At 70.4% G+C, this 23,891-nt stretch carries 20 protein-coding genes and 1 pseudogene; 10 read left to right on the forward strand and 11 right to left on the reverse strand.

What is annotated here, in order from left to right; all coding sequences use genetic code 11:
- Nucleotides 1–80: 80 nt before the first annotated feature.
- Together treY and glgX are read right to left on the reverse strand one after the other, a co-directional pair.
- Nucleotides 81–2,267 (reverse strand): malto-oligosyltrehalose synthase, encoded by a 2,187-nt coding sequence (gene treY, locus HNR40_RS27100; protein WP_184966055.1) that lies wholly within the window; start codon nt 2,265–2,267, stop codon nt 81–83.
- Nucleotides 2,260–4,353 carry a glycogen debranching protein GlgX gene (glgX, locus tag HNR40_RS27105; protein ID WP_184966056.1) on the reverse strand — a complete coding sequence of 698 codons (2,094 nt, stop codon included), beginning with the start codon at nt 4,351–4,353 and terminating at the stop codon, nt 2,260–2,262. Before glgX ends, treY begins: the two co-directional genes overlap by 8 nt.
- Before the next feature lie 144 nt (nt 4,354–4,497).
- Between glgX and mscL the strand changes: the two genes are divergently transcribed.
- Complete coding sequence (gene mscL / locus HNR40_RS27110; protein WP_184966057.1) at nt 4,498–4,914, forward strand: large conductance mechanosensitive channel protein MscL; 417 nt, start codon at nt 4,498–4,500, stop codon at nt 4,912–4,914.
- Between the two features lie 93 nt (nt 4,915–5,007).
- Complete coding sequence (locus HNR40_RS27115) at nt 5,008–5,595, forward strand: hypothetical protein (protein WP_312896522.1); 588 nt, start codon at nt 5,008–5,010, stop codon at nt 5,593–5,595.
- Here the strand turns inward: HNR40_RS27115 and HNR40_RS27120 are convergent.
- Both HNR40_RS27120 and HNR40_RS27125 read right to left on the reverse strand, forming a co-directional pair.
- On the reverse strand, nt 5,592–6,506 hold the full coding sequence (locus tag HNR40_RS27120) for a threonine ammonia-lyase (protein ID WP_184966380.1): 915 nt from the start codon (nt 6,504–6,506) through the stop codon (nt 5,592–5,594). The two genes, HNR40_RS27115 and HNR40_RS27120, sit on opposite strands and share 4 nt — an antisense overlap.
- A 14-nt stretch (nt 6,507–6,520) precedes the next feature.
- On the reverse strand, nt 6,521–9,688 hold the full coding sequence (locus HNR40_RS27125) for an NACHT domain-containing protein (RefSeq protein ID WP_184966058.1): 3,168 nt from the start codon (nt 9,686–9,688) through the stop codon (nt 6,521–6,523).
- Nucleotides 9,689–9,708: 20 nt separating this feature from the next.
- Between HNR40_RS27125 and pip the strand changes: the two genes are divergently transcribed.
- Nucleotides 9,709–10,665: a prolyl aminopeptidase gene (gene pip / locus HNR40_RS27130; RefSeq protein WP_184966059.1), complete on the forward strand. Its 957-nt coding sequence runs from the start codon at nt 9,709–9,711 to the stop codon at nt 10,663–10,665.
- On the opposite strand, the gene HNR40_RS27135 is transcribed toward pip, so the two are convergent.
- A complete protein-coding gene (locus HNR40_RS27135) occupies nt 10,662–11,243 on the reverse strand; it encodes a phosphatase PAP2 family protein (RefSeq protein ID WP_184966061.1) in 582 nt (193 codons plus the stop codon). The two genes, pip and HNR40_RS27135, sit on opposite strands and share 4 nt — an antisense overlap.
- Before the next feature lie 76 nt (nt 11,244–11,319).
- Nucleotides 11,320–11,628: a hypothetical protein gene (locus tag HNR40_RS27140; RefSeq protein WP_184966063.1), complete on the reverse strand. Its 309-nt coding sequence runs from the start codon at nt 11,626–11,628 to the stop codon at nt 11,320–11,322.
- A 78-nt stretch (nt 11,629–11,706) separates the two neighbouring features.
- On the opposite strand from HNR40_RS27140, the gene HNR40_RS27145 reads away from it, so the two are divergent.
- On the forward strand, nt 11,707–12,501 hold the full coding sequence (locus HNR40_RS27145; protein WP_312896523.1) for a universal stress protein: 795 nt from the start codon (nt 11,707–11,709) through the stop codon (nt 12,499–12,501).
- Here HNR40_RS27145 and HNR40_RS27150 read toward each other — a convergent pair.
- Together HNR40_RS27150 and HNR40_RS27155 are read right to left on the reverse strand one after the other, a co-directional pair.
- Nucleotides 12,494–13,609 (reverse strand): glycosyltransferase, encoded by a 1,116-nt coding sequence (locus tag HNR40_RS27150; protein ID WP_312896524.1) that lies wholly within the window; start codon nt 13,607–13,609, stop codon nt 12,494–12,496. The genes HNR40_RS27145 and HNR40_RS27150 overlap by 8 nt on opposite strands.
- Nucleotides 13,606–14,544 carry a glucosyl-3-phosphoglycerate synthase gene (locus HNR40_RS27155; protein WP_184966065.1) on the reverse strand — a complete coding sequence of 313 codons (939 nt, stop codon included), beginning with the start codon at nt 14,542–14,544 and terminating at the stop codon, nt 13,606–13,608. The genes HNR40_RS27150 and HNR40_RS27155 overlap by 4 nt, the downstream gene beginning before the upstream one ends.
- Before the next feature lie 105 nt (nt 14,545–14,649).
- On the opposite strand from HNR40_RS27155, the gene HNR40_RS27160 reads away from it, so the two are divergent.
- Nucleotides 14,650–15,600, forward strand: coding sequence for a Gfo/Idh/MocA family protein (locus HNR40_RS27160; RefSeq protein ID WP_312896534.1), 951 nt, complete (start codon nt 14,650–14,652; stop codon nt 15,598–15,600).
- Nucleotides 15,593–16,693: a zinc-binding dehydrogenase gene (locus HNR40_RS27165; protein ID WP_184966067.1), complete on the forward strand. Its 1,101-nt coding sequence runs from the start codon at nt 15,593–15,595 to the stop codon at nt 16,691–16,693. Before HNR40_RS27160 ends, HNR40_RS27165 begins: the two co-directional genes overlap by 8 nt.
- A gap of 9 nt (nt 16,694–16,702) precedes the next feature.
- Here HNR40_RS27165 and HNR40_RS57895 read toward each other — a convergent pair.
- From HNR40_RS57895 to HNR40_RS27180, 3 genes and pseudogenes are all read right to left on the reverse strand, one after another.
- Nucleotides 16,703–17,878: pseudogene (locus HNR40_RS57895) on the reverse strand (MGH1-like glycoside hydrolase domain-containing protein); the annotation flags it as partial.
- Nucleotides 17,875–18,660, reverse strand: a complete 786-nt coding sequence (locus HNR40_RS27175; RefSeq protein ID WP_184966069.1) for a sugar phosphate isomerase/epimerase family protein — start codon at nt 18,658–18,660, stop codon at nt 17,875–17,877. The pseudogene HNR40_RS57895 and the gene HNR40_RS27175, both read right to left, overlap by 4 nt.
- A complete protein-coding gene (locus tag HNR40_RS27180; RefSeq protein ID WP_184966071.1) occupies nt 18,657–19,691 on the reverse strand; it encodes a zinc-dependent alcohol dehydrogenase in 1,035 nt (344 codons plus the stop codon). The genes HNR40_RS27175 and HNR40_RS27180 overlap by 4 nt, the downstream gene beginning before the upstream one ends.
- A gap of 113 nt (nt 19,692–19,804) precedes the next feature.
- Between HNR40_RS27180 and HNR40_RS27185 the strand changes: the two genes are divergently transcribed.
- The 4 genes from HNR40_RS27185 (at nt 19,805) to HNR40_RS27200 (ending at nt 23,890) form a co-directional block, all read left to right on the forward strand.
- Nucleotides 19,805–20,692 carry a sugar phosphate isomerase/epimerase family protein gene (locus HNR40_RS27185; RefSeq protein WP_184966073.1) on the forward strand — a complete coding sequence of 296 codons (888 nt, stop codon included), beginning with the start codon at nt 19,805–19,807 and terminating at the stop codon, nt 20,690–20,692.
- Nucleotides 20,693–20,779: 87 nt separating this feature from the next.
- Nucleotides 20,780–22,153 (forward strand): ABC transporter substrate-binding protein, encoded by a 1,374-nt coding sequence (locus tag HNR40_RS27190; protein WP_184966075.1) that lies wholly within the window; start codon nt 20,780–20,782, stop codon nt 22,151–22,153.
- Nucleotides 22,150–23,058 carry a carbohydrate ABC transporter permease gene (locus HNR40_RS27195; RefSeq protein WP_184966077.1) on the forward strand — a complete coding sequence of 303 codons (909 nt, stop codon included), beginning with the start codon at nt 22,150–22,152 and terminating at the stop codon, nt 23,056–23,058. The genes HNR40_RS27190 and HNR40_RS27195 overlap by 4 nt, the downstream gene beginning before the upstream one ends.
- Complete coding sequence (locus HNR40_RS27200) at nt 23,045–23,890, forward strand: carbohydrate ABC transporter permease (protein ID WP_184966079.1); 846 nt, start codon at nt 23,045–23,047, stop codon at nt 23,888–23,890. The genes HNR40_RS27195 and HNR40_RS27200 overlap by 14 nt, the downstream gene beginning before the upstream one ends.
- Nucleotide 23,891: the final 1 nt, after the last annotated feature.

A 23,891-nucleotide genomic window follows, 5' to 3' on the forward strand; every position in this document is an offset into this window, starting at 1 on the left:
CTCCCTGCTCGTCATCGCTCACCTTCCTCATTCGCTCCGCGGAGTCCCTCCTTCGTCGGGCCTCCACTCCGCTCACTGCGTCAGGTTCGCTCCAGCAGCGCGACGGGGTTGCGGCACATGAGGTGAGCCAGGGGGATGCGGCCGGTGTAGCGGCTGCCGGTCAGCAGGTCGTGCCAGGAGCCCGGCGGCAGCATGAGCGTGGTGGCCGCCCAGCCACCGCGGCGCGCCAGCCGTACGGGAAGGCGGGTGGCGACCGCGACCGCTGCGTTTGATGGTCGCGCCCGCTTCGGAGCTCGTTGGCTCGTGCCTCGCTCTCTCCCTCCGAGCTCCTGCGCTCCGATGCAGCCACGGGCGAAGGCGATCGCGTGCTCCTCCGCCTCGCCGGTCGCGAACAGCGGCAGGTACGGCGCGGCCGGCGGCAGCCGGCGCCGCAGCCGCAACGCCTGGCTGGTGAGCAGCAGCTTGGTGGCGTCCCAGACGTTGGCCGGGCGGCGGCCGAAGTCGACGGGCCGCCGGTTGTCCGGATCGACGAGGGAGAAGTCGGTCATCTCATTGCCCTGGTAGACGTCGGGGACGCCCGGCATCATGAGCTGCACGAGCTTTGCCCCGAGCGAGTTCGCCATCGCGTAGGGCTCGATCTCCGCCGCGAACTCCCCCACCGGCAGCTGCGTCGCCTGGACGGCGAACTCGCGCAGCCCCTTCTCATACGCCGCATCCGGCTTGACCCAGGACGTCCGGGTCTTGGCCTCCCGGGCGGCCTTCAGCAGGTAGTCGGCGAAGCGCTCGGGCGTGATCGGCCAGGCGCCGAGCAGGTTCTGCCAGGCCAGGTAGTCGAGGTGCGGGTCGAAGCTCAGCGCCGCCGACCAGCCCTCCACCGCCCGCGCCCACTCCTGGGGCATTTCCGACAGCACCGACAGCCGGGCCCGGACGTCCTCCGAGCGCTTGGTGTCGTGCGTGGACAGCGTCGTCATCGTGTGCGGCCGCATCCCGGCGCAGAACTCGTGGAACTCCTTGACCTCGATCCCGAACACGTCCGGCTCGCCGCCGACCTCGTTGAGCGCGGCCAGCGGATACCAGCGGTAGAGGGCCGTGTCCTCCACGCCCTTGGCCATGACCGGGCCGGTGGTCTGCTGGAACCTGGTGACCGCCTCGGCGGGGCCGTACAGGATCGTCTGGGCGAGTTCCCGCGTCTTCGGCGTCGCGATCTCCTCGATGAGCTCGACCGACGCGGGCGGCGGCGGCTCGCCGGGCGTCACGTAGGCGCGGTAGACCGGCATGGCGGCCAGCAGCTCGGCGACCTCGGCAGGATCGGCGCCGGCGGCCCGCGCCAGCCGCTCGACCTCGCCGGTGAAGAACAGCTCGATGACCTCCCGCTTGGAGCGCGCGACCACCGCCCGGTAGTCGGCGCTCTGCCCGGTACGCCGGACGAACTGGCCGATGAGCGGATCCGCCCCGGCAGGATCGACGAAGAGGCGGGTGATCCGGTTCAGCACCTCGTATCCGGTCGTGCCGTCGCAGGCCCAGTCGTCCGGCAGCCGCTCCTCGCCGATGAGGATCTTCTCCACGACCGTCCACACTCCGCCGGAGCGCTGACGCAGCGACTCCAGGTAGCCGCGCGGGTCGGCCAGCCCGTCCGGGTGATCCACCCGCAGCCCTTCGACCAGCCCCTCGTCGAGCAGCCAGAAGATCACCTCGTGGGTGGCGAACAGCACCGCGGGGTCCTCCACCCGCAGCCCGATCAGCGACGACACGTCGAAGAAGCGCCGGTAGCCGGGCCCGTCGGTGAAGGGAACCAGCCGGTAGTGGCCCGGATGGGGATATTCATGCTCGTAGTAGCGCAGCACGTCGCCGTCGACTTTGGGCCCGGCGCCGTCGCCCAGCACCGGCAGCGCGACCTTCCCGCCCACCCACTCGATGTCGAACCAGCTCGCGTACGGCGAGGCCGTCCCGTCCTTCAGGACCGACCGGAACTGCGCGTTCTCGGTGTTCATGTGGTTGGGCACGATGTCCATGACGATGGCCAGATCGTGCGCCGCCAGCTGCTCGGCCAGCTCGCGCAGGCCCGCGGCGCCGCCGAACTCCGCCCTGATGCTGGAGTGGTCGATGACGTCGTAGCCGTGCAGCGAGCCCGGCGCCGCCTGGAGGATCGGCGACAGGTAGACGTGGCTGACGCCCAGCTCCCGCAGGTAGGGGGCGATCTCGGCCACCTGCGCGAAGCCGAAGCCCGGCGTGAGCTGGACGCGGTAGGTCGAGGTCGGCTTAGACACGGCGCAGCACCCGCACGCTGCGGCCGGCCACGGCCACGCTCTCCCCGGCGCGGCACGTCGCCACGCCCACGCTGATCGGCATCGCGGTATCGATCTCGGTCTGCCACATGTCGCCGTAATCCTTGGGGACGGTGAATCGGATGGTGTCGTGGTGCGCGTTGAACAGCAGCAGGAACGAGTCGTCGGTGATCCTGCGGCCGCGGCGGTCGGGCTCGGTGATGGCCTCGCCGTTCAGGAAGACCGCCAGGGACTTGGCGAAACCGGCCTCCCAGTCGCCGTTGGTCATCTCCTCGCCCGCCGGGGTCAGCCAGGCGATGTCGGCCAGGCCGCGCACGGGCCGGCCGTAGAAGAAGCGCCTGCGGCGGAAGACCGGGTGCCGCCGGCGCAGCGCGGCCAGCCGCTGGGTGAATTCCAGCAGCAGCCAGTTCTCCCGCACGTCCGACCAGTCGACCCAGCTCAGCTCGTTGTCCTGGCAGTAGCCGTTGTTGTTGCCCTGCTGCGTGCGGCCCAGCTCGTCGCCGTGGGAGATCATCGGCACGCCCTGCGACAGGAAGAGCGTGGTCAGGAAGTTGCGTTTCTGCTGCTCGCGCAGCGCGTCGATCTCTGGTCCCGCCTGGCCCTCGGCGCCGCAGTTCCAGGAGCGGTTGTCGTCGGTGCCGTCGCGGTTGGACTCCTGGTTGGCCTCGTTGTGCTTGGCGTTGTAGGAGACCAGGTCCTGCAACGTGAACCCGTCGTGGCAGGTGACGAAGTTGATCGAGGCGGCGGGGCGGCGGCTGTCGTCCTGGTAGAGGTCGCTGGAGCCGGTGAAGCGCGAACCGAACTCGGGCAGCGTCGCCGGCTGCCCGCGCCACAGGTCGCGGATGGTGTCGCGGTAGCGGCCGTTCCACTCGGTCCAGCGGGAGGGGAAGTTGCCCACCTGATAGCCGCCGGGTCCGAGGTCCCAGGGCTCGGCGATCAGCTTGACCTGCGACAACACCGGGTCCTGCTGCACCAGGTCGAAGAAGGCGCTCAGCCGGTCCACCTCGTGCAGCTCCCTGGCCAGCGTCGAGGCCAGGTCGAAGCGGAAGCCGTCCACGTGCATCTCGGTCACCCAGTAGCGCAGCGAGTCCATGATCATCTGCAGGACGTGCGGGCTTCGCATGAACAGGCTGTTGCCCGTGCCGGTCGTGTCCAGGTAGTGGCGCGGGTCGCCGTCGGCCAGCCGGTAGTAGTGGGTGTTGTCGATGCCCTTGAAGCTCAGCGTGGGGCCCAGGTGGTTGCCCTCGGCCGTGTGGTTGTAGACGACGTCGAGGATGACCTCGATGTCCGCCTCGTGCAGCGCCCTGACCATCGCCTTGAACTCCAGCACCTGCCCGCCGCGCTGGCCCTGGCTGGAGTAGCGGTTGTGCGGGGCGAAGAACCCGATCGAGTTGTAGCCCCAGTAGTTGCTCAGCCCGCGCTGGCTCAGGAAGTCGTCGGTGACGAACTGGTGCACCGGCATCAGCTCCAGGGCCGTCACCCCGAGCTTCGTCAGGTGGTCGAGGGTCTCCGGGTGGCCCAGGGCGGCGTAGGTGCCGCGGATCCGCTCGGGGATCTTCGGGTTGGTGATCGTCAGTCCCCGGACGTGCGCCTCGTAGATGACCGTGTCATGGTACGGCGTCGCCGGCGGCCGGTCGTGACCCCAGCCGAAGAACGGATTGACCACCACCGACCTGGGCACGAACGGGGCCGAGTCCGCCTCGTTCATCGTCTCCGGGCGGCCGAACATGTAGCCGTAGACCGCCTCGTCCCAGGTCACCTCGCCCTCGATCGCCTTGGCGTACGGGTCCAGGAGGAGCTTCGCCGGGTTGCAGCGCAGGCCCCTGGACGGGTCGTGGGGGCCGTGGACGCGGTAGCCGTAGCGGTGGCCGGGTCCGATGCCGGGCAGGTATCCGTGCCAGACGAACCCGTCGCACTCGCTCAGCCGGACCGAGCTCTCCTTGCCGTCCTCGTCGAACAGGCACAGCTCGACCCGCTCGGCCACCTCGCTGAAGAGCGCGAAGTTCGTGCCCGCCCCGTCGTAGGTCGCACCCAGCGGGTAAGGGTCTCCCGGCCAAAGCTCGATCATCGACGGCTCCCTCGCGATCCATCCCATGTTCCGTGTCCCCGCCTCCGGCGACAAGGGCGGGAGCACCGACCTACCCGCAAACCTCCGCGACCACGCCCCCGGCTCCAGGTTTCATGACCGTTCTGGGGGCAATGTGCCGATCCCATGGGCGGATTCAAGAAATTCCTGCTGCGCGGCAACATCGTCGAACTGGCCGTCGCGGTCATCGTCGGCGCCACCTTCAGCGGGCTCGTGCAGGCCCTGGTCACCGACCTGATCACACCGTTGATCGGGGCGCTGACCGGCGGCCGCCAACCGGACTTCGCGAAGTACTCCTTCACCGTCAACGGCAGCGAGTTCAAGTACGGTGACTTCCTCAACCACCTGCTCGCCTTCCTGATCATCGCGGCCGTCGTGTACTGGCTGGTCATCACGCCGATGACCCGGCTGGTCAGCCTCTTCGAACGGGACCAGGCGGCGACCACCAAGCAGTGTCCCGACTGCCTGAGCGAGGTCCCGGTCGAGGCCAGGCGGTGCGCGCACTGCACGGTCGAGCTGGTCCCCCAGTCCGAGCAGCCGTGACGCCACGCGGAGAAGCCACGGCCAGCAAGCGGATCTTGCGCCCTATGCTCGCGTAATGCCCAGACTGAGGCGATCGTCCGCTTAGATGGGCGAGTGAGTGTTGAGCTAATGGTCTGGCGGGAACCAGAGCCGATCACCCGAGATCTCGCCCGTAAGGCGTATTTGGCGGCCAAGAAGGACGCGCCGGGCGGCACGCTGCCGCCGTACGCCGGCGAGCTGCCTGGGAAGCTCACCGCCTACGCAGGCGAGCACGTGCTGGTCACCATGGACCTGGAGTCCATGGACGAGCTGTCCGGCCGCGTCTTCGCCGTCGCCGGCGCGCACGACCTGGTCTGCTACGACCCGCAGCGCGACCTCGTCCACAACCCGGGGCCACGCGGCGCCTACGCGGGCATGCAGCTCCACACCGGCGACGGCATGATCGTCACCGACCCGGACCTGGGCCTCGTCCACGACGCCCTGGCCACGCTCTCCGCCCAGAACCCCTTCGTCGCCCTCGTCAACTTCGGCCGCCACTTCATGCAGGTCTCCCCCGAATCGGGGGGTTACGAGCTGGAGTACAAGGAAGGCGGCACCCTCCACCGCACGCTGGTACCCGACCTCGCGGAGATCCAGCGCTCCTTCGGCGAGTACGCCCGCGACGAGCGCGGATTCCTGAACCGCCTCATCTGGTCGTCCTAGATCACCGAGCGGAACAGCTCAGGATCCACGTTTCCCCCGGACAGCACGATCACGGTCCGCCCCGCCGGCGCCCGCCCCGCCAGGTAGGCCGCCGCCGCCGTGGCCCCGCTGGGCTCGGCCACCAGCCGCGCCGACCTGGCCAGATGCCCCATCGCGGCGCGGATCTCGTCCTCGGAGACGGTCACGACGTCGTCCAGCCGTTCCCGCAGATGCGCGAAGGTCAGCTCGGACAGGTCCGCCCGCAGCCCGTCGGCGATCGTCCTGAACGTCCTGGCCGGCTCCCACGCCACCACCCGCCCCGCACGCAGACTCTCCCGCGCGTCGGCCGCCAACTCGGGCTCCACCCCGACGACCTTGGCGTCCGGCCTGAGCGCCTTGACCGCCGAAGCGATCCCCGAGGCCAGCCCGCCCCCGCTCACCGGGACCAGCACCACCTCGACGTCCGGCAGATCAGCGACGATCTCCAGCCCGATCGTCCCCTGCCCCGCGATGACCGCCGGATGGTCGTACGGCGGCACCATCATCATCCCCCGCTCGGCCGCCAGCTTCTCCGCGGCCTGCACGCGCTGCTCACGCGGCACCACCACCAGCTCGGCCCCGTGCCCGACGATCGCCTCCGCCTTGACCCGAGGCGTCCCCTCCGGCACCACCACGACACACGGCACCCCGAGCAGCTTCGCCGCGTACGCCAGCGCCTGCCCATGGTTGCCCGAGGAGTGCGTGACCACCCCGTCCGCCCGCGCCAGCGAAACGGCCGCGTTGTAGGCGCCCCGGATCTTGAAGGAGCCGACCCGCTGAAGACTTTCCGGCTTGACCCACACCTCGCCCATGGGCACGAGCGGAGTCCTGACCACCACCGGGGCGATCCGCTCGGCAGCGGCCCTCATGTCATCAAGCCCAACTAGGTTCACGTTCATGCCTCCCATCATGGTTCGCGAACCAGCCGATCTCCCAGAAAATCCCCGTTGAGCACATGCTGGTCACGGTTCACCCTCACCCTGGTCAGGGGGAGTCGGGCCAGCGGCGCAAGGTCGATCCCGGGTTGCACGCCACTGATATCCAGGATTTTCAGCAGGGTCAGCTCCGTGAGCTGACTGAGGTCGTGCACACCCTCGCAACCGTTGAGGGACAGATATGTGAGAGTCGGGCAGCCGGCCAACTCCCTCAGATCCTCTAGCTCCGGGATCTCCTCGAGTTCAAGCCGCTTCAGCGGCAACCGGCCCAACGCCGCGAGATCCGCGGGCAACGGCATTCTGGCCAGGCGAAGGTGCTGGAGCCCAGGAGCGCGCTCGACGAGGTCGCGTGCGCTTCCCACCAACCTGGTCTCTCGGAGATAAAGATCCACCAGGTGATCGAGCGGGGGAAGTTGCTCCCAGCGCGTCAGCTCCTTGGCCTCAGTGAGCCGCAATATGCGCAGACCGCGCAGCGCGAGCAGCGGCGAGTAGTCAGTGATGTTGGACAACCCGAAGAGCACCACCTCAGTCAGCTGAGGCAGACTTTCGAGAAAGGCGAGATTCTCGAAGCAGGTGTGGCCAAGGGCCAGACGGTCGAGGGCCGTGAAGGAACAGAGTGGCGAAAGATCGACGACTTGCTCGAAGCCGATGGCGGTGAGACTCGTCAGCGAGTCCCGGTGCGGGAGAAGCGGGCTGAGATTCCGCCCGCCGCCGAAGCTGATGATCCATCGTTGAGGTGGCAGGAGGCCGAGTGCGTTGAACTGTCCTGCCGTGGCAAGCCACAAGGGATCGGGTATGAACGACATCCTGGCCAGAACCCGATCGGCGTAAACGTCGGGATCGAAGTACCGCCACCCCGTCGCCAGCTCGTCCAGCACCACAGCTCGGGTGTCCCCCGCATACCCGGCCAGCGTCTCCAAGGCCCGCGGTCCGTTCACCATCCAGGCCGTCCGCACCGTGGCCCGCGCCGCCGCCGTGCTCAGCCCCGACAGGTCCGCAGGCAGCCAGTGCAGCACTGCCTCGCCTGCCGCCGCCAGGGAACGGGCGGCCTTGGAGCTCCTCGGCGGCACCAGGTCCCGGACGCACGCCTCGATCTGTTCCCGGAGTTCCCCGGGCACCGCGGGCATCGTCTCCAGGCAGGCCGTCACCAGGAGCTTCAGCCGCCGCGCCTGGCGGGGTTCGGTTTCGACGCGGCGCAGCAGACCGCGCAGCAACTCCGTCCGGACCGGGCCGTTGGCGTGGCCGGCGGCCAGGACCACGACGTCTCGCCACTGGTCCCGGTGTGCCCAGGTGACGAGCGGCTCGATGTCGCCGTCCTCCGCCGCCGCGCGTGCCGTGAGGTACTCCTGCAGCGTCCGGTGCACGAAGTCGATCCGGCCCTCCGTCGCCTCCCTGATCACGCCGCAGCGGTCGAGCAGGTACTCCAGCACCGCCTCGCCGGAGGCGCGCACCCGGGGCATGCCCGCCACCACCCTGCCGACGCGGGACACGGCGGCGGGCTTGGCCAGCTCCACCCGGTTGCTGACCGACAGCTGCCACGCCAGCTCCTGCAGGATCTGCGTCTTCTGGGCGCGGTCGAGGTGCATGGCGCCGTAGCTGGGGATGGAGCGTTCGGCGTCGCGCCGTTCCAGGAGCATCTCCAGGGCGGCGCCGTACAGGCCCATGCGGTCGGGCGGGAGCTGGGCCTCGCGGTCCAGGTTGAGCGCGCACAGCATGGACGCCAGCAGCGGGGTGGCGGCCAGTGAGCGCAGGTGGGCGGCGTTCTCCAGGCGGGTGAGCAGGCGCTCCTCGTAGGCGGGGAGCTTCTCGGGCGCGCAGGGCAGGTCGCGGCCGGTACGGATGGCGGCGTGCCAGTGCCGGATGAGCGCCGTGGTGTCACCCGGCGTCATGCGTTCCAGGAAGGCGGAGGCGAAGCCGTCGTCCTCCAGCCAGCTCGACTCGGCCGCCGCCGGGCGGGAGGTGACCACGACGCGGATGCCCGGGAACTCGGCGAGCAGGCCGCGCAGCCACGGGCGGATCGCCTTGCGCTGGGATCCGGTCAGCTCGTCCACGCCGTCCACCAGCAACAACGCCCGCCCGGACGACAGGCGGCGGTGAACCCAGCCGGTCGGCATCAGGCCGGCCAGGGGTGCGGCGGCGCCGTCCAGGAAGTGTTCGGGGCGGGGCAGCTCGCGGTCGGCGTAGCTGCGCAGCTTGACCAGGAAGGGCGTGGCGCCGTTGCAGTCGGACAGGTCGGACTCGTAGGCGCTGCGCGCGGCGGTGATGGCCAGCCAGCGCAGCAGCGTGCTCTTGCCGCCGCCCGCCTCGCCGCGCAGCAGCATGCGGCGGCCGCGGCCGAGCGCGCTCTCCACCCGCATCGTGGCCGGCTCGCCGCCGCGGCCGCGCCAGGCGTCGAACGGGATCTCGCGCGAGGGCGGCAGCGCGGCGGAGACGGACAGGCTGATGTAGGCGACGCTGAGCGAGGTGCGCGGGGTGAAGCGTTCGACACGGACGCCGATGAGGTCGAGCGTGTCGAGGGTGCGGCTGACGTGTTCCAGGTAGCGGCGGGCGAAGGCGGCGTCCCGGTCGGTGCCGTCGGGGGCTTCGAGGGTACGCGCGGGCAGCCGGTCGAGGATGAGCGCCACCTGCTCCCCCAGGCCGGACAGGCGGGTCAGCGTCTCGGTCGCGGCCCGGGGCTGGAACTCGGGCAGGTGCCTGATGATCCGGACCAGGCAGTCCAGGACCTCGTCGAGGACGGTCTCGTACAGGCGGGAGGCGGCCTCGCCCAGGTCCTTGGGGCGGGGTAAGGAGCGGGCCAGCCGTACCGGATCGGTGTCGGCGGCCAGGAGGGCGGCGTCGGACAGGTCCGCGCGGGACAGGGTGGCGACGATCTCGGCCAGGACGCTCTCGCGGGCGTTGTCCTCCAGGCCGGGGTACTCGTGGGCGGCCAGCTTCAGGACGCGGGCGGTGACCGAGTCGGCGATGTCGGCGAGCTGCCGGTCGGCCTTGCGGCGCACGAGCTGGTCGGGGAAGCACGAGCGCATCAGGTCGAGCAGCGGGAGCCTGCGGCTCTCCGCCGTGGACCTGGCCGCCAGCCAGGTACGCGCCGCGCGGTCACCGACCGCCTTGCCCACCGCGAGAGCCGCCGCATCCAAGGCCACGCGTGGAATTATGCCGAACTATGAGACAGCTCTACCCGGCCATCGAACCCTACGATTCCGGCCTGCTAGAGGTCGGAGACGGCAACCAGGTCTACTGGGAGGTGTGCGGCAACCCGGACGGAAAGCCGGCGGTCATGCTCCACGGCGGGCCGGGCGGCGGGTGCACCGTCAAGCACCGCCGCCAGTGGAACCCGGAGCTGTACCGCGTCGTCCTGTTCGACCAGCGCAACTGCGGGCGCAGCCGGCCGCACGCGAGCGACGCGGCGGTCTCGCTGGAGCACAACACCACCTGGAACCTGGTGGCGGACATGGAGAAGCTGCGTGAGCACCTCGGCGTCGAGCGCTGGCAGGTGTTCGGCGGGTCGTGGGGCAGCGCGCTGGCGCTCGCCTACGCGCAGACGCATCCCGAGCGGGCGACGGAGCTGGTCCTGCGCGGCATCTTCATGCTGCGCCCCCGGGAGCTGCACTGGTTCTACCAGGAGGGCGCCTCCCACCTGTTCCCCGACCTGTGGGAGCGGTTCCTGGCGCCGATCCCGGCCGCGGAGCGCGGCGACCTGATGACCGCCTACCGCCAACGGCTGGAGAGCTCCGATCCGGCGGTGCGGGTCCCCGCCGCCCAGGCGTGGTCGCGGTGGGAGGACTCGACGGTCACGTTGCTGCCCGATCCCGAGCTGGACGGGCATGGCGGGGACGAGCGCAAGGCGCTGGCGTTCGCGCGCATCGAGAACCACTACTTCACGCACGGAGGGTGGTTCGAGCCGGAGCAGCTCATCCGGGACGTCGGGAAGATCCGGCACATCCCCGCCGTGATCGTGCAGGGCCGCTACGACGCCTGTACGCCCATGGCGACCGCCTGGGACCTGCACAAGGCCTGGCCGGAGGCGGCCTTCCACGTGGTGAACGACGCCGGGCACGCCGCGACCGAGCCGGGCATCGTGGACCGGCTGGTGGAGGCCACCGACCGGTTCGCCCGTTAGGCGGCCAGGGCCAGCCGGTCGCGTACCAGGCGGACGACGGGTGTGACGGCGCCGACGCACAACAGCGCGACCAGCGGCGCGATCACCAGCCCGAGCGCGAACCCGGCGGCCACGTCGTGCGGGTAGTGGGCGCCGACGAACACGCGGGAGAACGCCATGATCGCCGCCAGCGGCAGCACGATCCAGGCGAGGGCGCGCCACGCCAGGATGAGGGCGCCCGCGGCGCCGGCGGCGATCACGGTGTGGTTGCTCGGGAACGACCAGTCCCCGGCCGGCGGGCAGGCGGCCACCGTGGTGACGCCGCGGCACGGGCGTTCCTCGCGGACGATCAGCTTCACGATCTCGCTCACGACATAGGCGACGACCACCGCCGCGGGTCCGACCAGGGCGATGGCCAGTTCGCGGGCGGGTGCGCGGCGGGCACGCCACCAGCACAGGACGAACAGGGCGGCGAACACGAAAAGCCCGGCGTCGGTGCCCACCTCCGCGAAGGTGTGCACCCAGCCGGGCGTGCCGAGGGCGAAGTCGACGATGTCGCGGTACAACACATGTCCAATCGATGAAGAAACGATGGACATGACCTTAATGATCTTACCGAGTGGTTTCGTCGGCAGTTCGGCCAGGACTCATCGGCCATATGGCCGATAGGGGGGATCAGGCGGTGCCGGTGAGGATGCGGGCGAGGTCGAGCTGCCGCTGTCTGAGCTCGCCTTCCGTGATCAGCCCGGTGTCGAAGGCGTCCTTGGCCGCGTCGTTCTCGGCGACGTAGTAGGCGGCCATGATCTCGCTGCGCAGCGGGGTGAAACCGCGCCGTACGCATTCGGCGAAGACGCTGACCTTGCCTTCGAGGGTTTCGCGGGAGATGGTGCAGTCAAGTTCGTGGGCCTTGAGCTGCTTCACGGCTTCCCTGAGGGTGACCTGACCACCGGAGCCGTTGAATTCCGTGTCTGGTGTGATCTTCACTTCGCGTGCGCCTCCAAGAGTTCACAACGTCTGACATGGCCCGCGTATTCCCTGCTCAGAGCGGGTAGAGAGGGATGCGTGATCGGTGCGCACGTGATCGTCGGCTATACCGGCGACGCTGGAGGACGGGACGCGCTCGCACTGGGGACCGCGATCACGCAGGTCACCGGCGGTGAGCTCACGGTGGCGACCATCTACCCGCCGGGCAGCCCCGGCCAGGCGGTCGAGGCGCAGGCGAACCTGGCCCACGCGGCGGGCGAGCTCGGCGAGCGTCCCGCCGAGTACATGGCGTTCGAGAGCCGCGGCGCCGGCCGCGGCCTGGCGGTGCTGGCCAGCCGGATCAAGGCGGACCTCATCGTGGTCGGCTCGGCCGACGGCGGGCAGCACGGCCGCATCGCGATCGGCAGCACCTCCGACCATCTGCTGCACCTGTCGCCCGAGGCGGTGATGCTGGCCCCGGCCGGCTACCGGCCGCCTGCTGAGCCGACCCGGCTGACGCTGGCGTACGTGCACCGGCCGCAGTGCGACGAGGCCGTGGAGCTGGTGGCGCAGGCGGCGCTGCGGCTCGGGGTGCCGCTGCGGCTCATCACACTGGACCTGCGCACCGACGACGCCGGCCGGCTGCGCGACGACCTCGCCCTCGCCGTACGGCTGGCGTGGGAGGGCACCGGCATCGAGGCCGAGGCGGAGATCGCCGAGGGCTACGACGTGGCGGCCGCGATCGGGGCGGTCGAGTGGCCGCCCGGCGACCTGCTGGTCTGCGCGAGCAGCGAGGACGCGCAGGCGCACCGGGTCTTCCTGGGCGAGCTGGCGATGAAGGTGCTGCGCGCCTCGGTGTGCCCGGTGGCGGTGCTGCCGCGGGGCTTCAACTGAGCCGGACGCGGGCGTAGAGCTCCAGGTAGCGCTCGGCCATGACGGACGGGGTGAAGCGGGCGCGGGCCTCGCGGCGGCACTCCTCGGGGTCGAGGTCGTCGACGCGCCCCAGCCATTCGGCGAGTTCTTCCTCGGTGTCGGCGAGGAAGCCCGTGCGGCCGTGCTCGATGAGTTCGGGCAGGCAGCCGCGGCGCAGGCCGATCACCGGGACGCCCAGGGCGAGGGCCTCGACCACGGCGGTGCCGCCCGGCTCGTCCCACTGCAGCGGGAACAGGGCGGCCCTGGCGGTGCCGTAGAGCTCGTCGCGCCGGTCCCCGGCGACGCCGCCGGCCCAGCGGATCAGCTCGCCGTCCAGGTGGGGGGCGATGTGGTCACGGTGGTAGCGGACGTCCGGGTGCCCGTGGAGCGGATGTTCCTGGTCGCGCAGGACGCGTTCCAGCTCGGCGGGGCCGCCGAGGCCGCTGACGGGTCCGGCCAGTACCAGCGGCAGGCCGAGCTTCTGGCACACGCGGACGGCGACGTGCTGGCCCTTGAGCGCGCAGATCCGGCCCATGACCGCGAGGTGCTCGCCGCGCGGAAAGCGCAGGTCGCGCTCGGCCAGCGGGGTGGCCAGGTGGGCCGCGCCCACGGCGGCGGCGCGCAGCGCGGCGGGAGCGCGGGTGAGCTGGTCGTGGGAGACGCCGTTGACGGCGATCTCCCGAGGCCAGGCGCCGTAGAAGTCGGGGTGTTTGCGCAGGTCCCAGTGGAGGGTGTGGAGCACCGGCGGCCCGCCGAGCGCCGACAGCACCGCGGGGCCGACCACCTCCAGGTGATCGTGGACGAGGTCGATGTCGTCGCGTCCGCGTAATTCCCGCGCCACTCGCGCCTGGTGGGCGTGGGCCAGACCCATCACCTGGTTGTACGGCTTCTGCAGGTGGGCGAACTGCCCCTCGGGGAAGGCGGAGACCAGTTCGTCGGCCTCGACGGTGCTGGCCCCCACCGAGGCCAGCACCACGCGCACCCCCCGCTCGCGCAGCGCGGGCACCAGCGTGGCCACCACGTTCTCGATCCCGCCGTAGCCGGGCGGCGGCACCTCCAGCCAGGGTCCGGCGTTCATCAGGATGTTCACGCGACGTCCTCCTCGATGGCCAGCGAGGCCAGCGGCGGGCGCTCGGCCACGGCCACGTCGGCGCGGGCGGCCCGCCGTTCGGTGTCGAACTGGAGCAGGCTGTGCGCGGGCGGCGCCGCCGACACCACCCGGCCCTGGCGTTCGAGCCGGGTCCACGCGGTGAGCATGATCTGGGCGGCCATGCGGCCGAGCGCCGCCGTGGACTGGTGCGCGTGGGTGCGGCAGCCCAGGTCCACCTGGGCCATGGCGTCCAGGCCGACGAGTTCGAGCAGGTCAACCAGCAGGCCGAGTTCCACCCCGTACTCGGTCGCGAACGGCACGCGTTCCAGGACCGTGCGCCGGGCCGCGTACTCGCCGCCGAGCGGCTGGACGAACCCGGACAGCTCCGGCCACCACAGGTTGAGCAGGGGCCGGGCGACGAGTTCGGTGACCCGGCCGCCCTCGCCGCGCCGGCCGTTCAGCGGCCGCTCGTAGGTGCCCTTGACGAAGAGCACCCCGGTGTCGAGCAGCAGCGGCCCGAGCAGGCCGGTGACGAAGGAGGAGGGGAAGTCGCATAAGTCGGCGTCGACGAAGACGACGATGTCGCCCGAGGTGGCGGCCAGTCCCTTCCACAGGGCCTCGCCCTTGCCCGACAGCGGCGGCAGGTGCGCCAGGACCTCGTCCTGGTGCACGACCGTGGCGCCCGCCGCGGCGGCCACGGCGGCGGTGGCGTCGGTGGAGCGGGAGTCCACGACGACGATCTCGTCCACGAGGTCGGCGAGGTCGCGGCGGATCACCGAGACGATCCGCCCGACCGTGCGTTCCTCGTCGCGGGCCGGGAGGACCACGCTCACCGTGGTCGATCCCTTGGCGTCCGCCAGTGCGTCCGGCGACCAGTCGGCGGCGCTGCTGGTGCGCCGCCGGTACCAGTCCCGGACCCGCGCATCTGTCTCCATGCGCTCACCCCCATCGTCTCAGGTCACGGATGGCGACCTATGCCCTGCCGATAGGAGTTCGAACATTTTCGTTTGTTCATCAGCGGATGTGGGATATGCCATCCTGTGTCGCCAATAACTCGAATCGGCATCATAGGTGCTGGAAATGTCGCCGCCCGTCACGCAGACGTGCTCTCAGCATTCCCCGACGTGACGATTGCCGGAATCGCCGACGCGGTTCCCCACAAGGCCGAGGCACTGGCCTCTCGGCATGGCTCCCTGGCCTACGGGAGTCACACCGACCTGCTGGACGCCGGCGGACTGGATGCCGTCTACGTGTGCGTGCCGCCTTTCGCGCACGGTAACCCGGAGACAGATGCTTTGTCGTGCAATCTCCCGCTTTTTGTAGAAAAGCCGTTAGCACTTGATCTAGAAACAGCGGAAAAGATCGCCGCCGAGATAACCCGCCGCGACCTTCCCTCCGCCGTCGGTCACCACTGGCGCTACCTCGACATCCTGCGGAAAGCCCGCGAACTGCTCGCCGGCCGCCCCGTACGGCTGGCCCTCGGCCACTGGCTCGACAAAGTGCCGCCGGTGGGCTGGTGGCTGCGTACCGAGACCTCCGGCGGCCAGATCGTCGAGCAGGCCGTCCATGTGCTGGATCTGGCCAGGGTCCTGGTGGGCGAGGTCGCGATGGTGCACGCCGTACCGGCGGAGGGGGCGGCGGACGGTGAGATCGACCGGGCCACGGCGGCGGTGCTGCGGTTCGCGGACGGCGCGGCCGGCACGCTGGCCGCCACCAGCCTGTGCTCGGGCAAGCAGCGCGCCGGGCTGGAGGTGCACGCCGAGGGCGTCACGCTCGACCTGGGCGAGGAGCGCCTGGTCGTCGACGGGCGCACGGTGATCGAGGACGACGGCGCCGCCAAGATCCGCGTGGACCGGGAGTTCGTCAACGCGGTGCGGGGGGAACCGGCCGACGTGCGCGTGCCGTACCACGAGGCGCTGAAGACGCACCGTCTGGCGCAGGCGGTGGCGCGGTCGGCGGCCACGCGGGAGCCGGTGGTGCTGGATGGCTGAGGTGCTCAGCATCGACGGTCCCGAGCGGGTCAGCCTGATCTCCGAGCCTATGCCGATGGCGGCGCCGGGCGGCTTCCTGGTGGAGACCGTCTACAGCGGCGTCTCCGCCGGGACCGAGCTGACCTACGTCAAGGGCACCAACCCCTACCTGAACACCTCGTGGGACCCGGAGCTCGGGTTGTTCGGCACGGGCGGGCCGATGATGGCCTACCCGGTGCGCGGCATCGGCTACATGCAGGTCGGGATGGTCGTCGACAGCCGCACCGACGCGGTCGCCGTGGGCCGGATCGTCGCGATGGCCTACGGGCACCGCACCGCCTACGCCGCCGACCCGAAGCGCGACCGCTTCGTCGAACTGCCTCCCGACCTCGACCCGCTGCTCGGGATCTACGCCGCGCACATGGGGCCGATCTGCGCCAACGGCCTGCTGCACGCGGCGCACGACCTGCTCGGGACCGGCGTGCGCGACCTGCGCGACGGGGTGCGCGGGCGGCGGGTGGTGGTCGTCGGGGCGGGCGTGGTCGGGCTGCTGGTGGCGGCGTTCGCGGCGGGCGCCGGAGCCGGGACCGAGGTCGTGGTGGTCGACGAGACCCCCGCGCGGCTGTGCGTGGCCGCCGCGCTCGGCGTGGAGACGCTGCTGGCCGAGGACGCGTTCCAGCTGAAGCGCCGCTGGCGGCACGGCCCCAACGACCACGGCGCCGACGTGGTCTTCCAGTGCCGCGGCCAGGAACGGGCGCTGGTCCTGGCGCTGAAGCTGCTGCGCCCCCAGGGCAGCGCGATCGACCTGGCCTTCTACACCGGCGGCGCCGGCCTGGTACGGCTCGGCGAGGAGTTCCACCACAACGGCCTGAGCCTGCGCTGCGCCCAGATCGGCCGGGTGCCGCGCGGCCTGGCCCACGCCTGGGACCGCGACCGGCTCTCGCGCGAGACGGTCGAGCTCCTGCACCGCATCGGCCCGTGGCTACGTGAGCACGTGATCACCGACGTCGTCCGCTTCGGCAAGGCGCCCGAGCTCCTTCGCGATCTCGCCGCCCGCCGCAGGCAGGCCCTCCAGGCCGTGCTCTGCCGCGACGTCCAGGACGAGCGCGGCTGACCAGCTGAAGTCGCGGCAGCCGTGCCCGGCGCGGGTGAACGGGTCGAAGTACTCGCGGAAGCCCGACCGGGCCACCGCGCCGACCATGCCGTCGGCCAGCGTCTCGGCCAGGTCGGCCCGGCGGTGCCGCAGCCCCTGCCAGACGAGCCAGGTCAGGTTGAGCCAGCTCGGCCCGCGCCAGTAGCGGGCCGGGTCGAACTCGGGGGTGCCGGGGGCGTAGCTGGGCAGCAGCCCGTTCTTGATCTCGAAGCGGTCGAGTGCGGTGCCGATGAGCGCGTGGGCGATCTCGCGCGGCAGGTCGGGCAGCATGAGCGGGACGAGCCCGGCGGCGCTCTGGGAGCGGAGCGGGGAGCCGGTGTTGGCGTCGCGGGCGTGGAACAGGCCGTCGTCGTAGAGGTGGGCGACCATGGCGGCGGTGATCTCGGCGGCCTCGCGGTGGTGCGGGTCGGGGTCGAGGCCGATCACCTTGGCGATGCGGGCCAGGGACGTCTCGGCGACGCCGTACGCGGCGTTGAACAGCGGATCCTCGACCGCGAACGCGCCCGCCCTGCGGTAGCCGGTGTCGCGGTAGGCGCGGGCCAGGGCGGTGTAGCGCTCGTAGTCGCGGTCGGTGGGCCGCTCGTCGGCGCTGACGTGGGCGAGGTCCCTGCGCCGCGCGCCCATGGGCCCGGCCTGGACGGCGGCCAGCGGCACGTCCCAGGCGGGACTGTTGTCCATGCCGGACTCCCACGGGTGCACGATCGAGATCAGGCCGTCAGCCGAGCGGCGCGCGGTGCGCAGGAAGCGCTGCTGGGCCACGAGCCGGGGGTAGATGCGGCGGAGGAAGGCCGGATCGGGATCGGCCAGATGGACCCGCCAGGCGGCCAGCGCGTGCACCGGTGGCTGCACGATGCCCGAGGTGGCCGAGCCGGAAGGCGCGCGGACCTCCCAGACGTCGGGGCCGGGGAAGTAGGCGCCATCGGGCACCTCCGGGTTGAAGACGATGTGCGGCACCCGCCCGTCGCGCCACTGCGCGCCGAACAGCGACAGCAGCTCGGACCTGGCCCGCCGCGGCGACCAGCGGGCGTTGCCGATCGCGACGAACGCCGAGTCCCAGCTCCACTGGTGGGGATAGAGCCGCCGCGAGGGCACGGTGTAGCTGCCGTCCCAGTTGGCGACCAGGACGCGCACCGCCTCGCGGATCACAGGAACTTCCTGACGAACGCCGCCGTCTGCGGCAGCACGATCTCCGGCTCACCCCGAAGCCGGCACTCCAGCGCCAGATAGCCCTCGTACCCGGTGGCGTCCAGCGCGGCCAGCTGCGACCCCCAGTCGAGGTGCCCGGTGCCGGGCTGGTTGCGGTTGGACTCGCTGATCTGCATGTGCGCGAGGTACGGCGCCGCCTCCACCAGCGACCGGCAGGGATCGTCCTCCTCGATGTTCATGTGGTACGTGTCGCCGACGACCTTGATCGCGTCCATGGAGCAGTAGGACACCGCCTCGGCCAGCGTGTTGACCATGTGGTTCTCGTAGCGGTTGAGCGGCTCCAGCATGATCAGCACGCCGTTGCGCTGCGCGTGCTCGCCGAGCACCCCGAGCGCCTCGGCCAGCACCTCGCGGTCCTCCCCCGGGCTGCGCGGCGGCTCGAACGGCGGCAGCCGCCGCGAGAACTGCCCCCACGAGGCGGGCGTCATGACCCCGATCCCGCCCAGCTCGGCGATGACCGTGAGCTGGGAGCGCAACTGCTGGATGGCGTCGGTGCGCCTGGCGGCGTCGAAGTCGCCGATGAAGTGCGGCATGTCCACGCAGACGGTCGGCATGACCACGCCGTCGGCGAGGGCCCGCTTCAGCTCGGTCAGCCGCCCGGCGAAGTGGAAGTCGCCCTTCCCACGCAGCTCGATCGCGTCGAATCCGGCATCGACCGCGAAGGCGAACTTCTCCTGCAGGGTGCGCCCCGGCAGGAGCTGCTCCTGTACGGCAAGCTTCACGCTGGCTCCTTGAACTTGAAGACGAGTTGGAGCACCTCCGACGGGCGGCGGTCGATCAGCTCGAAGGCCTCGGCCGCCTGGGCGGCGTCCATGACGTGGCTGACCAGGTCGCCCGCGCTGATCTCGCTGCGGTGGACGAGCTCCATGAACGTGCGCTGGAGCCGTTCCACGTCCCATCGGTGCGCCAGCCACGCGGCCACGCCGCCGATCTGCGAGGAGACGAGCTGCACCTGGTTGTGGTGGAACTCCTCGCCGAGCCGCAGCCCGAGCCCGTCGCCCTGGTAGAACCCGGCCGCGACGACCCGGCCGCCCCTGCGGACGGTCCTGATGGCCTCGTGCAGGCCGGTGTGGCTGCCGCTGAGCTCGATGGCGACGTCGGCGCCGACGACGCGCTTGCGGATGAACTCGGCCACCGAGCCCTCGCGCACGTCGTAGGTCTCGGCGGCGCCGAAGCGCCGGGCGAGTTCGAGCCGCTCGGGGATGGCGTCGGCGGCGACCACGCGGGCGCCGCTGAGGACGGCGAGGCGGGTGGCGAGCAGGCCGATGACGCCCTGGCCGAAGATCGCGACCTGGTCGCCCAGGTGCAGGTCGGCCGCGTGGACGGCGTTGAGCGCGATGGCGCCGACGCGGGCGAAGACGCCGGTCAGCGGGTCCGCGCCGGGCGGCATGAGATGCCCGGCGAGCCGCTCGGCGGGCACGACGGCCTCCTCGCGGTGGCCCCAGATGCCCCAGACGACGCCGCCCACGACCGGTTCGCGCACGTCGGGCGCGGCTTCGACGACCTCGCCGACCTCCTGGTAGCCCCAGCCGGTGAGCGGGTAGGCGTGCGTGCGGCCCTCGACGAAGAGCCGCTGTTCGGTATCCCACTTTTTCGTGAGATACGGGTTGGTGCCGCGGTAGGCGGTGAGTTCCGTCCCCGCCGAGACACCTGAGTAGATCGTGCGGACCCGCACACAGCCCGGCTCCAGCTCACCGGATGGCTCCAGACCGACGCGGACGGCACCTGGCCCTTGAATGGTGATGACGTGCATTCCCCACACTTACGCTTTTTGATCAAACAAAAGTCACAGGTTTAGTGCTTGTTTGCACGCGATAGTTGTGTAATCAGCACTCGTAAGTCTACGACTTTTGTTGGAGGTAGCCGATGAAATTGGGGTTCCTAACAGCGTGTCTTCCGGAAAGCACCCTTTCCGACATCGCACGCTGGGCCGTCGACCAGGGATTCGAAGCCCTGGAAGTAGCCGGATGGCCGGCAACGGACGTCCGAAATCACATCAGAGTAGAGCGTTTCGATGAGATCGAATACGAGCGGGTCAGGCGAATCTTCGCGGACACCGGACTCGCCCTTTCCTCGATCGCCTACTACGAGAACAACCTGCACCCAACCGAAGGGCCGCAGGTGAACGCGCACGTACGGCGCTGCGTCGAGGCGGCCGCCGCGCTCGGCTGCCCCACCGTGGGCACCTTCGTCGGCCGCGACGCCGGCATGACGGTGCACGACAACCTCAAGAAGGCCGAGGACGTCTTCGGCCCGCTGGTCGAGCATGCCAAGGGCCACGGGGTCGAGATCGTCATCGAGAACTGCGTCATGAAGAGCTGGCACCCCGACGGGTACCCGGGCAACCTGGCCTACTCCCCCGAGCTGTGGGAGTGGATGTTCGGGATCGGGCTCAAGCTCAACTACGACCCCTCGCACCTGGTGGCGCTGGGCATCGATCCGGTGGCGGCGGCGCGGCCGTACGTCTCGGAGATCGCGCACGTCCAGGCCAAGGACACCGAGATCCTCGGCGGCCGGATCGACCACACCGGCTTCCACGGCCCGATCGGCGGCGAGAAGGGCTGGTACCGCTTCCGGGTTCCCGGCCGCGGGCAGGTCGACTGGACCCGGGTCATTGACGCACTTCAGGAAGGCGGGTACGACGGGGTGGTGTCGGTAGAGCACGAGGATCCGGTGTGGAGTGGGGACCCGGCGAGGGTCCGGACCGGTCTCGGTATCGCCTATCACACGTTGCGGCCGCTCATCGCGGGGTAAAGGCGGCTCAACCCCTTTCGCGGGGGCCTTGCCGGAGACCTGGCGTCGGGCTGCTCGGAGCGCCGGGTGCAGACCGAGGAGCGTGCCATGCCAGGAAAGGCAACCGCCGTTCTCAGCGCCGCCGCGCTGGTCGCGGCCATGACCGCCTGCGGGGACGGCGGCGGGGGCAGCCGGCCCGCCGCCGCCACGGAGATCACCGTCTGGACCGAGGAGAACCTCCCGGACCGGATGGACGTCCAGACCAAGATCGTCAACGAGTTCACGCAGAAGACCAAGATCAAGGTCAAGCTGGTGCCGGTGGCCGAGGACCAGTTCAGCCAGACGCTGACCGCGGCCGCCGCCGCGGGCGACCTGCCCGACGTGATCGGCGCGCTCCCCCTCGCCGCGGTACGCGAGATGGAGGCCAACGACCTTCTCGACACCGACACCCCGGGCAAGGTCGTCGACCAGCTCGGCCGCGCCACCTTCTCCAAGCGCGCCCTCGACCTCAACACCGCCGACGGCAAGCTGCTCGCCGTGCCCAGCGACGGCTGGGCCCAGCTGATCCTCTACCGCAAGGACCTGTTCGAGAAGGCCGGGCTGGAGCCGCCGGACACCTACGAGCGGCTGCAGGCCGCCGCCGCCAAGCTGCACGGCCCGGACGTGGCCGGCATCACGCTGGCGGTCGCGCCCAAGGACTCCTTCACCGCCCAGAGCTTCGAGCACGTGGCCCTGGCCAACGGCTGCGAGCTGGTGGACGGCTCCGGCAACGTGGCGCTGGCCTCACCCAACTGCGTGCGGGCCTTCACGTTCTACTCCACGCTGGCCAAGCAGTACTCGGTCAAGGGCAAGCAGGACGTCGACTCGACCCGGGCCACGTACTTCTCCGGCAAGGCGGCCATGATGATCTGGTCGTCGTTCATCCTCGACGAGATGGCCGGGCTGCGGAACGACGCGCTGCCCTCGTGCGCGGCCTGCCGTACCGACAAGGAATGGCTGGCGGCGAACACCGGCGTGGTGACCGCGCTGAAGGGCCCGGACGGGACCGCGCCCGCGCAGTACGGCGAGATCGTCTCCTGGGCCGTCACCCGCGACGCCGCCAAGGACTCGGCGGCCAAGTTCGTCGCCTACATGATGAACGAGGGCTACGAGCGCTGGATGGGGATGGCGCCCGAGGGCAAGTTCCCGACCCGCCCGGAGTTCGCCGACGCGTGGGCCAAGCTGCCCGCCGGGGTGGACACCAAGAAGCCGCTCGCCGAGCTCTACCCGGCCGCGACGCTGGAGGCGCTGCGCAAGAGCCCCGACACCTTCGGCCGCTGGGGCATCCCGCAGGGGCAGGGCAAGCTGGTCGGCGTCACCATGGGCGAGCTGCCGGTGCCCAAGGCGCTGAGCGGCATTGTCGAGGGCTCGCTGACGCCCGAGGCCGCGGCGGCGCAGGCCAAGACGGACGTCGAGAGCATCAAACGCGGGATCCGTCAGTGAGGGGGACGCTCCGGCAGCAGGAGGGCAGGGCCGGGCTCGCGCTGATCTCACCCACGCTGGTGGTCACCCTGGTCGTGGTCGTGGTGCCGCTGCTGTGGGCGATCATGCTGGCGTTCCAGGACGTCCGGCTGATCAACATCAGGCGGGTCGGGATCTTCGGCCACTACACGCTGGAGAACTTCACCTACGTGATCTCCGAGCCGGGCTTCTGGTCGGCGCTGGTCAACACGCTCGTCTACACCGTCGCGGGCACCGCGCTGTCGATCGCCGTCGGGCTGGTGGCCGCGCTCGCGCTCCGGGACAGGTTCCCCGGGCGGACGCTGGTCAGGGCCTCGATCCTGGTGCCGTACGTGGCGCCCGTGGTGGCCGTGGCCTTCCTCTGGGAGGTGATGCTGAACCCGCAGTACGGCATCGTCAACACCTGGCTGAGCGAGCCGATCGCCTTCCTGTCGCAGGCCCGCGGCACCTTCCTGGGCGTCGAGGTCCCGGTCGCGCTGCTGACGGTGATCGCCTTCGAGGCCTGGCGCTACTTCCCCTTCGCCTTCCTGTTCATCCTGGCCCGGCTGCAGGCGCTGCCCAAGGAACTGGACGAGGCGGCCGTGGTCGACGGGGCCACGCCCACGCAGCGCTTCAGATATGTGATCATGCCGCAGCTCTGGCGGATCATCGCCCTGCTGTCGGTGCTGCGCTTCGTCTTCACCTTCACCAAGTTCGACGACGTCTACCTGCTGACCGGCGGCGGCGCGGGCACCGAGGTGGTCTCGGTGCGCGTCTACAACTTCCTGACCGCCCGCGACGACATCGGCGCCTCGGCCGCGCAGGCCATCGTGCTCGCCGTGGTGCTCGTCGTCTTCCTGGTGATCTACCTGCGCTTCTTCTCGGGAGGTGCGCGTGAGCAGGGATAGGTTCGAGCGCGCCCTACTGCGCGCGCTGCGGCCGCTGGTGATCGCCTTCCTGTTCGTGATCACCGCGTTCCCGTTCTTCTACATGGTGATGCTGTCGGTACGCGACATCCAGGAACTGATACTCGAACCCGGATCGCTCTGGCCGAATGCCTTCACCCTGAGCACCTACGCCGACGTCCTGACCCGGCAGGGCTTCCTCACCTTCATGGGCAACAGCGCGATCATCGCCGTCTCCTCGGTGGCGGTCACGCTGCTGATCTCCATCCCGGGCGCGTACGCCGTCGCCAGGCTGCGCTTCTTCGGCCGCCGGCAAGTGCACTTCCTGTTCCTGGCCGTCTACCTCTTCCCCGCCATCGTGCTGGCCATCCCGCTGTTCGTGCTGTTCACGATGATGGGGCTGCGCGGCTCGCTGGCCGGCCTGATCCTCGTCTACATCGCCCAGACCGTCCCGGTCACCGTCTACATGCTGCGCAACTACTTCGAGACCGTCCCGCAGAGCGTCGAGGAGGCGGCGGCCATCGACGGCTGCTCCCGGGTGGAGACCATCTGGCGGGTGGTGCTGCCGCTGTCCAAGCCGGCGCTCATGGCGACGGGACTGTACGCCTTCATGATCGCCTGGAACGAGTTTCTGTTCGCCCTGCTCTTCCTAGTCGAGCGGCGGGAGAGATGGACGGTCTCCCTCGGTCTCTCCCAGCTGGCGGGCAGTATCGAGATCCCGACCACGGTTCTCATGGCAGGATCGGTGGTTCTGACGCTGCCCATAGTGATCATCTTCTTCGCCGGCGAGCGACTGCTGACCGAAGGACTCACCGCCGGGGCGGAGAAGGGATAGG

This window comes from Nonomuraea endophytica (assembly GCF_014203235.1).
Classification (GTDB): Bacteria; Actinomycetota; Actinomycetes; order Streptosporangiales; family Streptosporangiaceae; genus Nonomuraea; species Nonomuraea endophytica.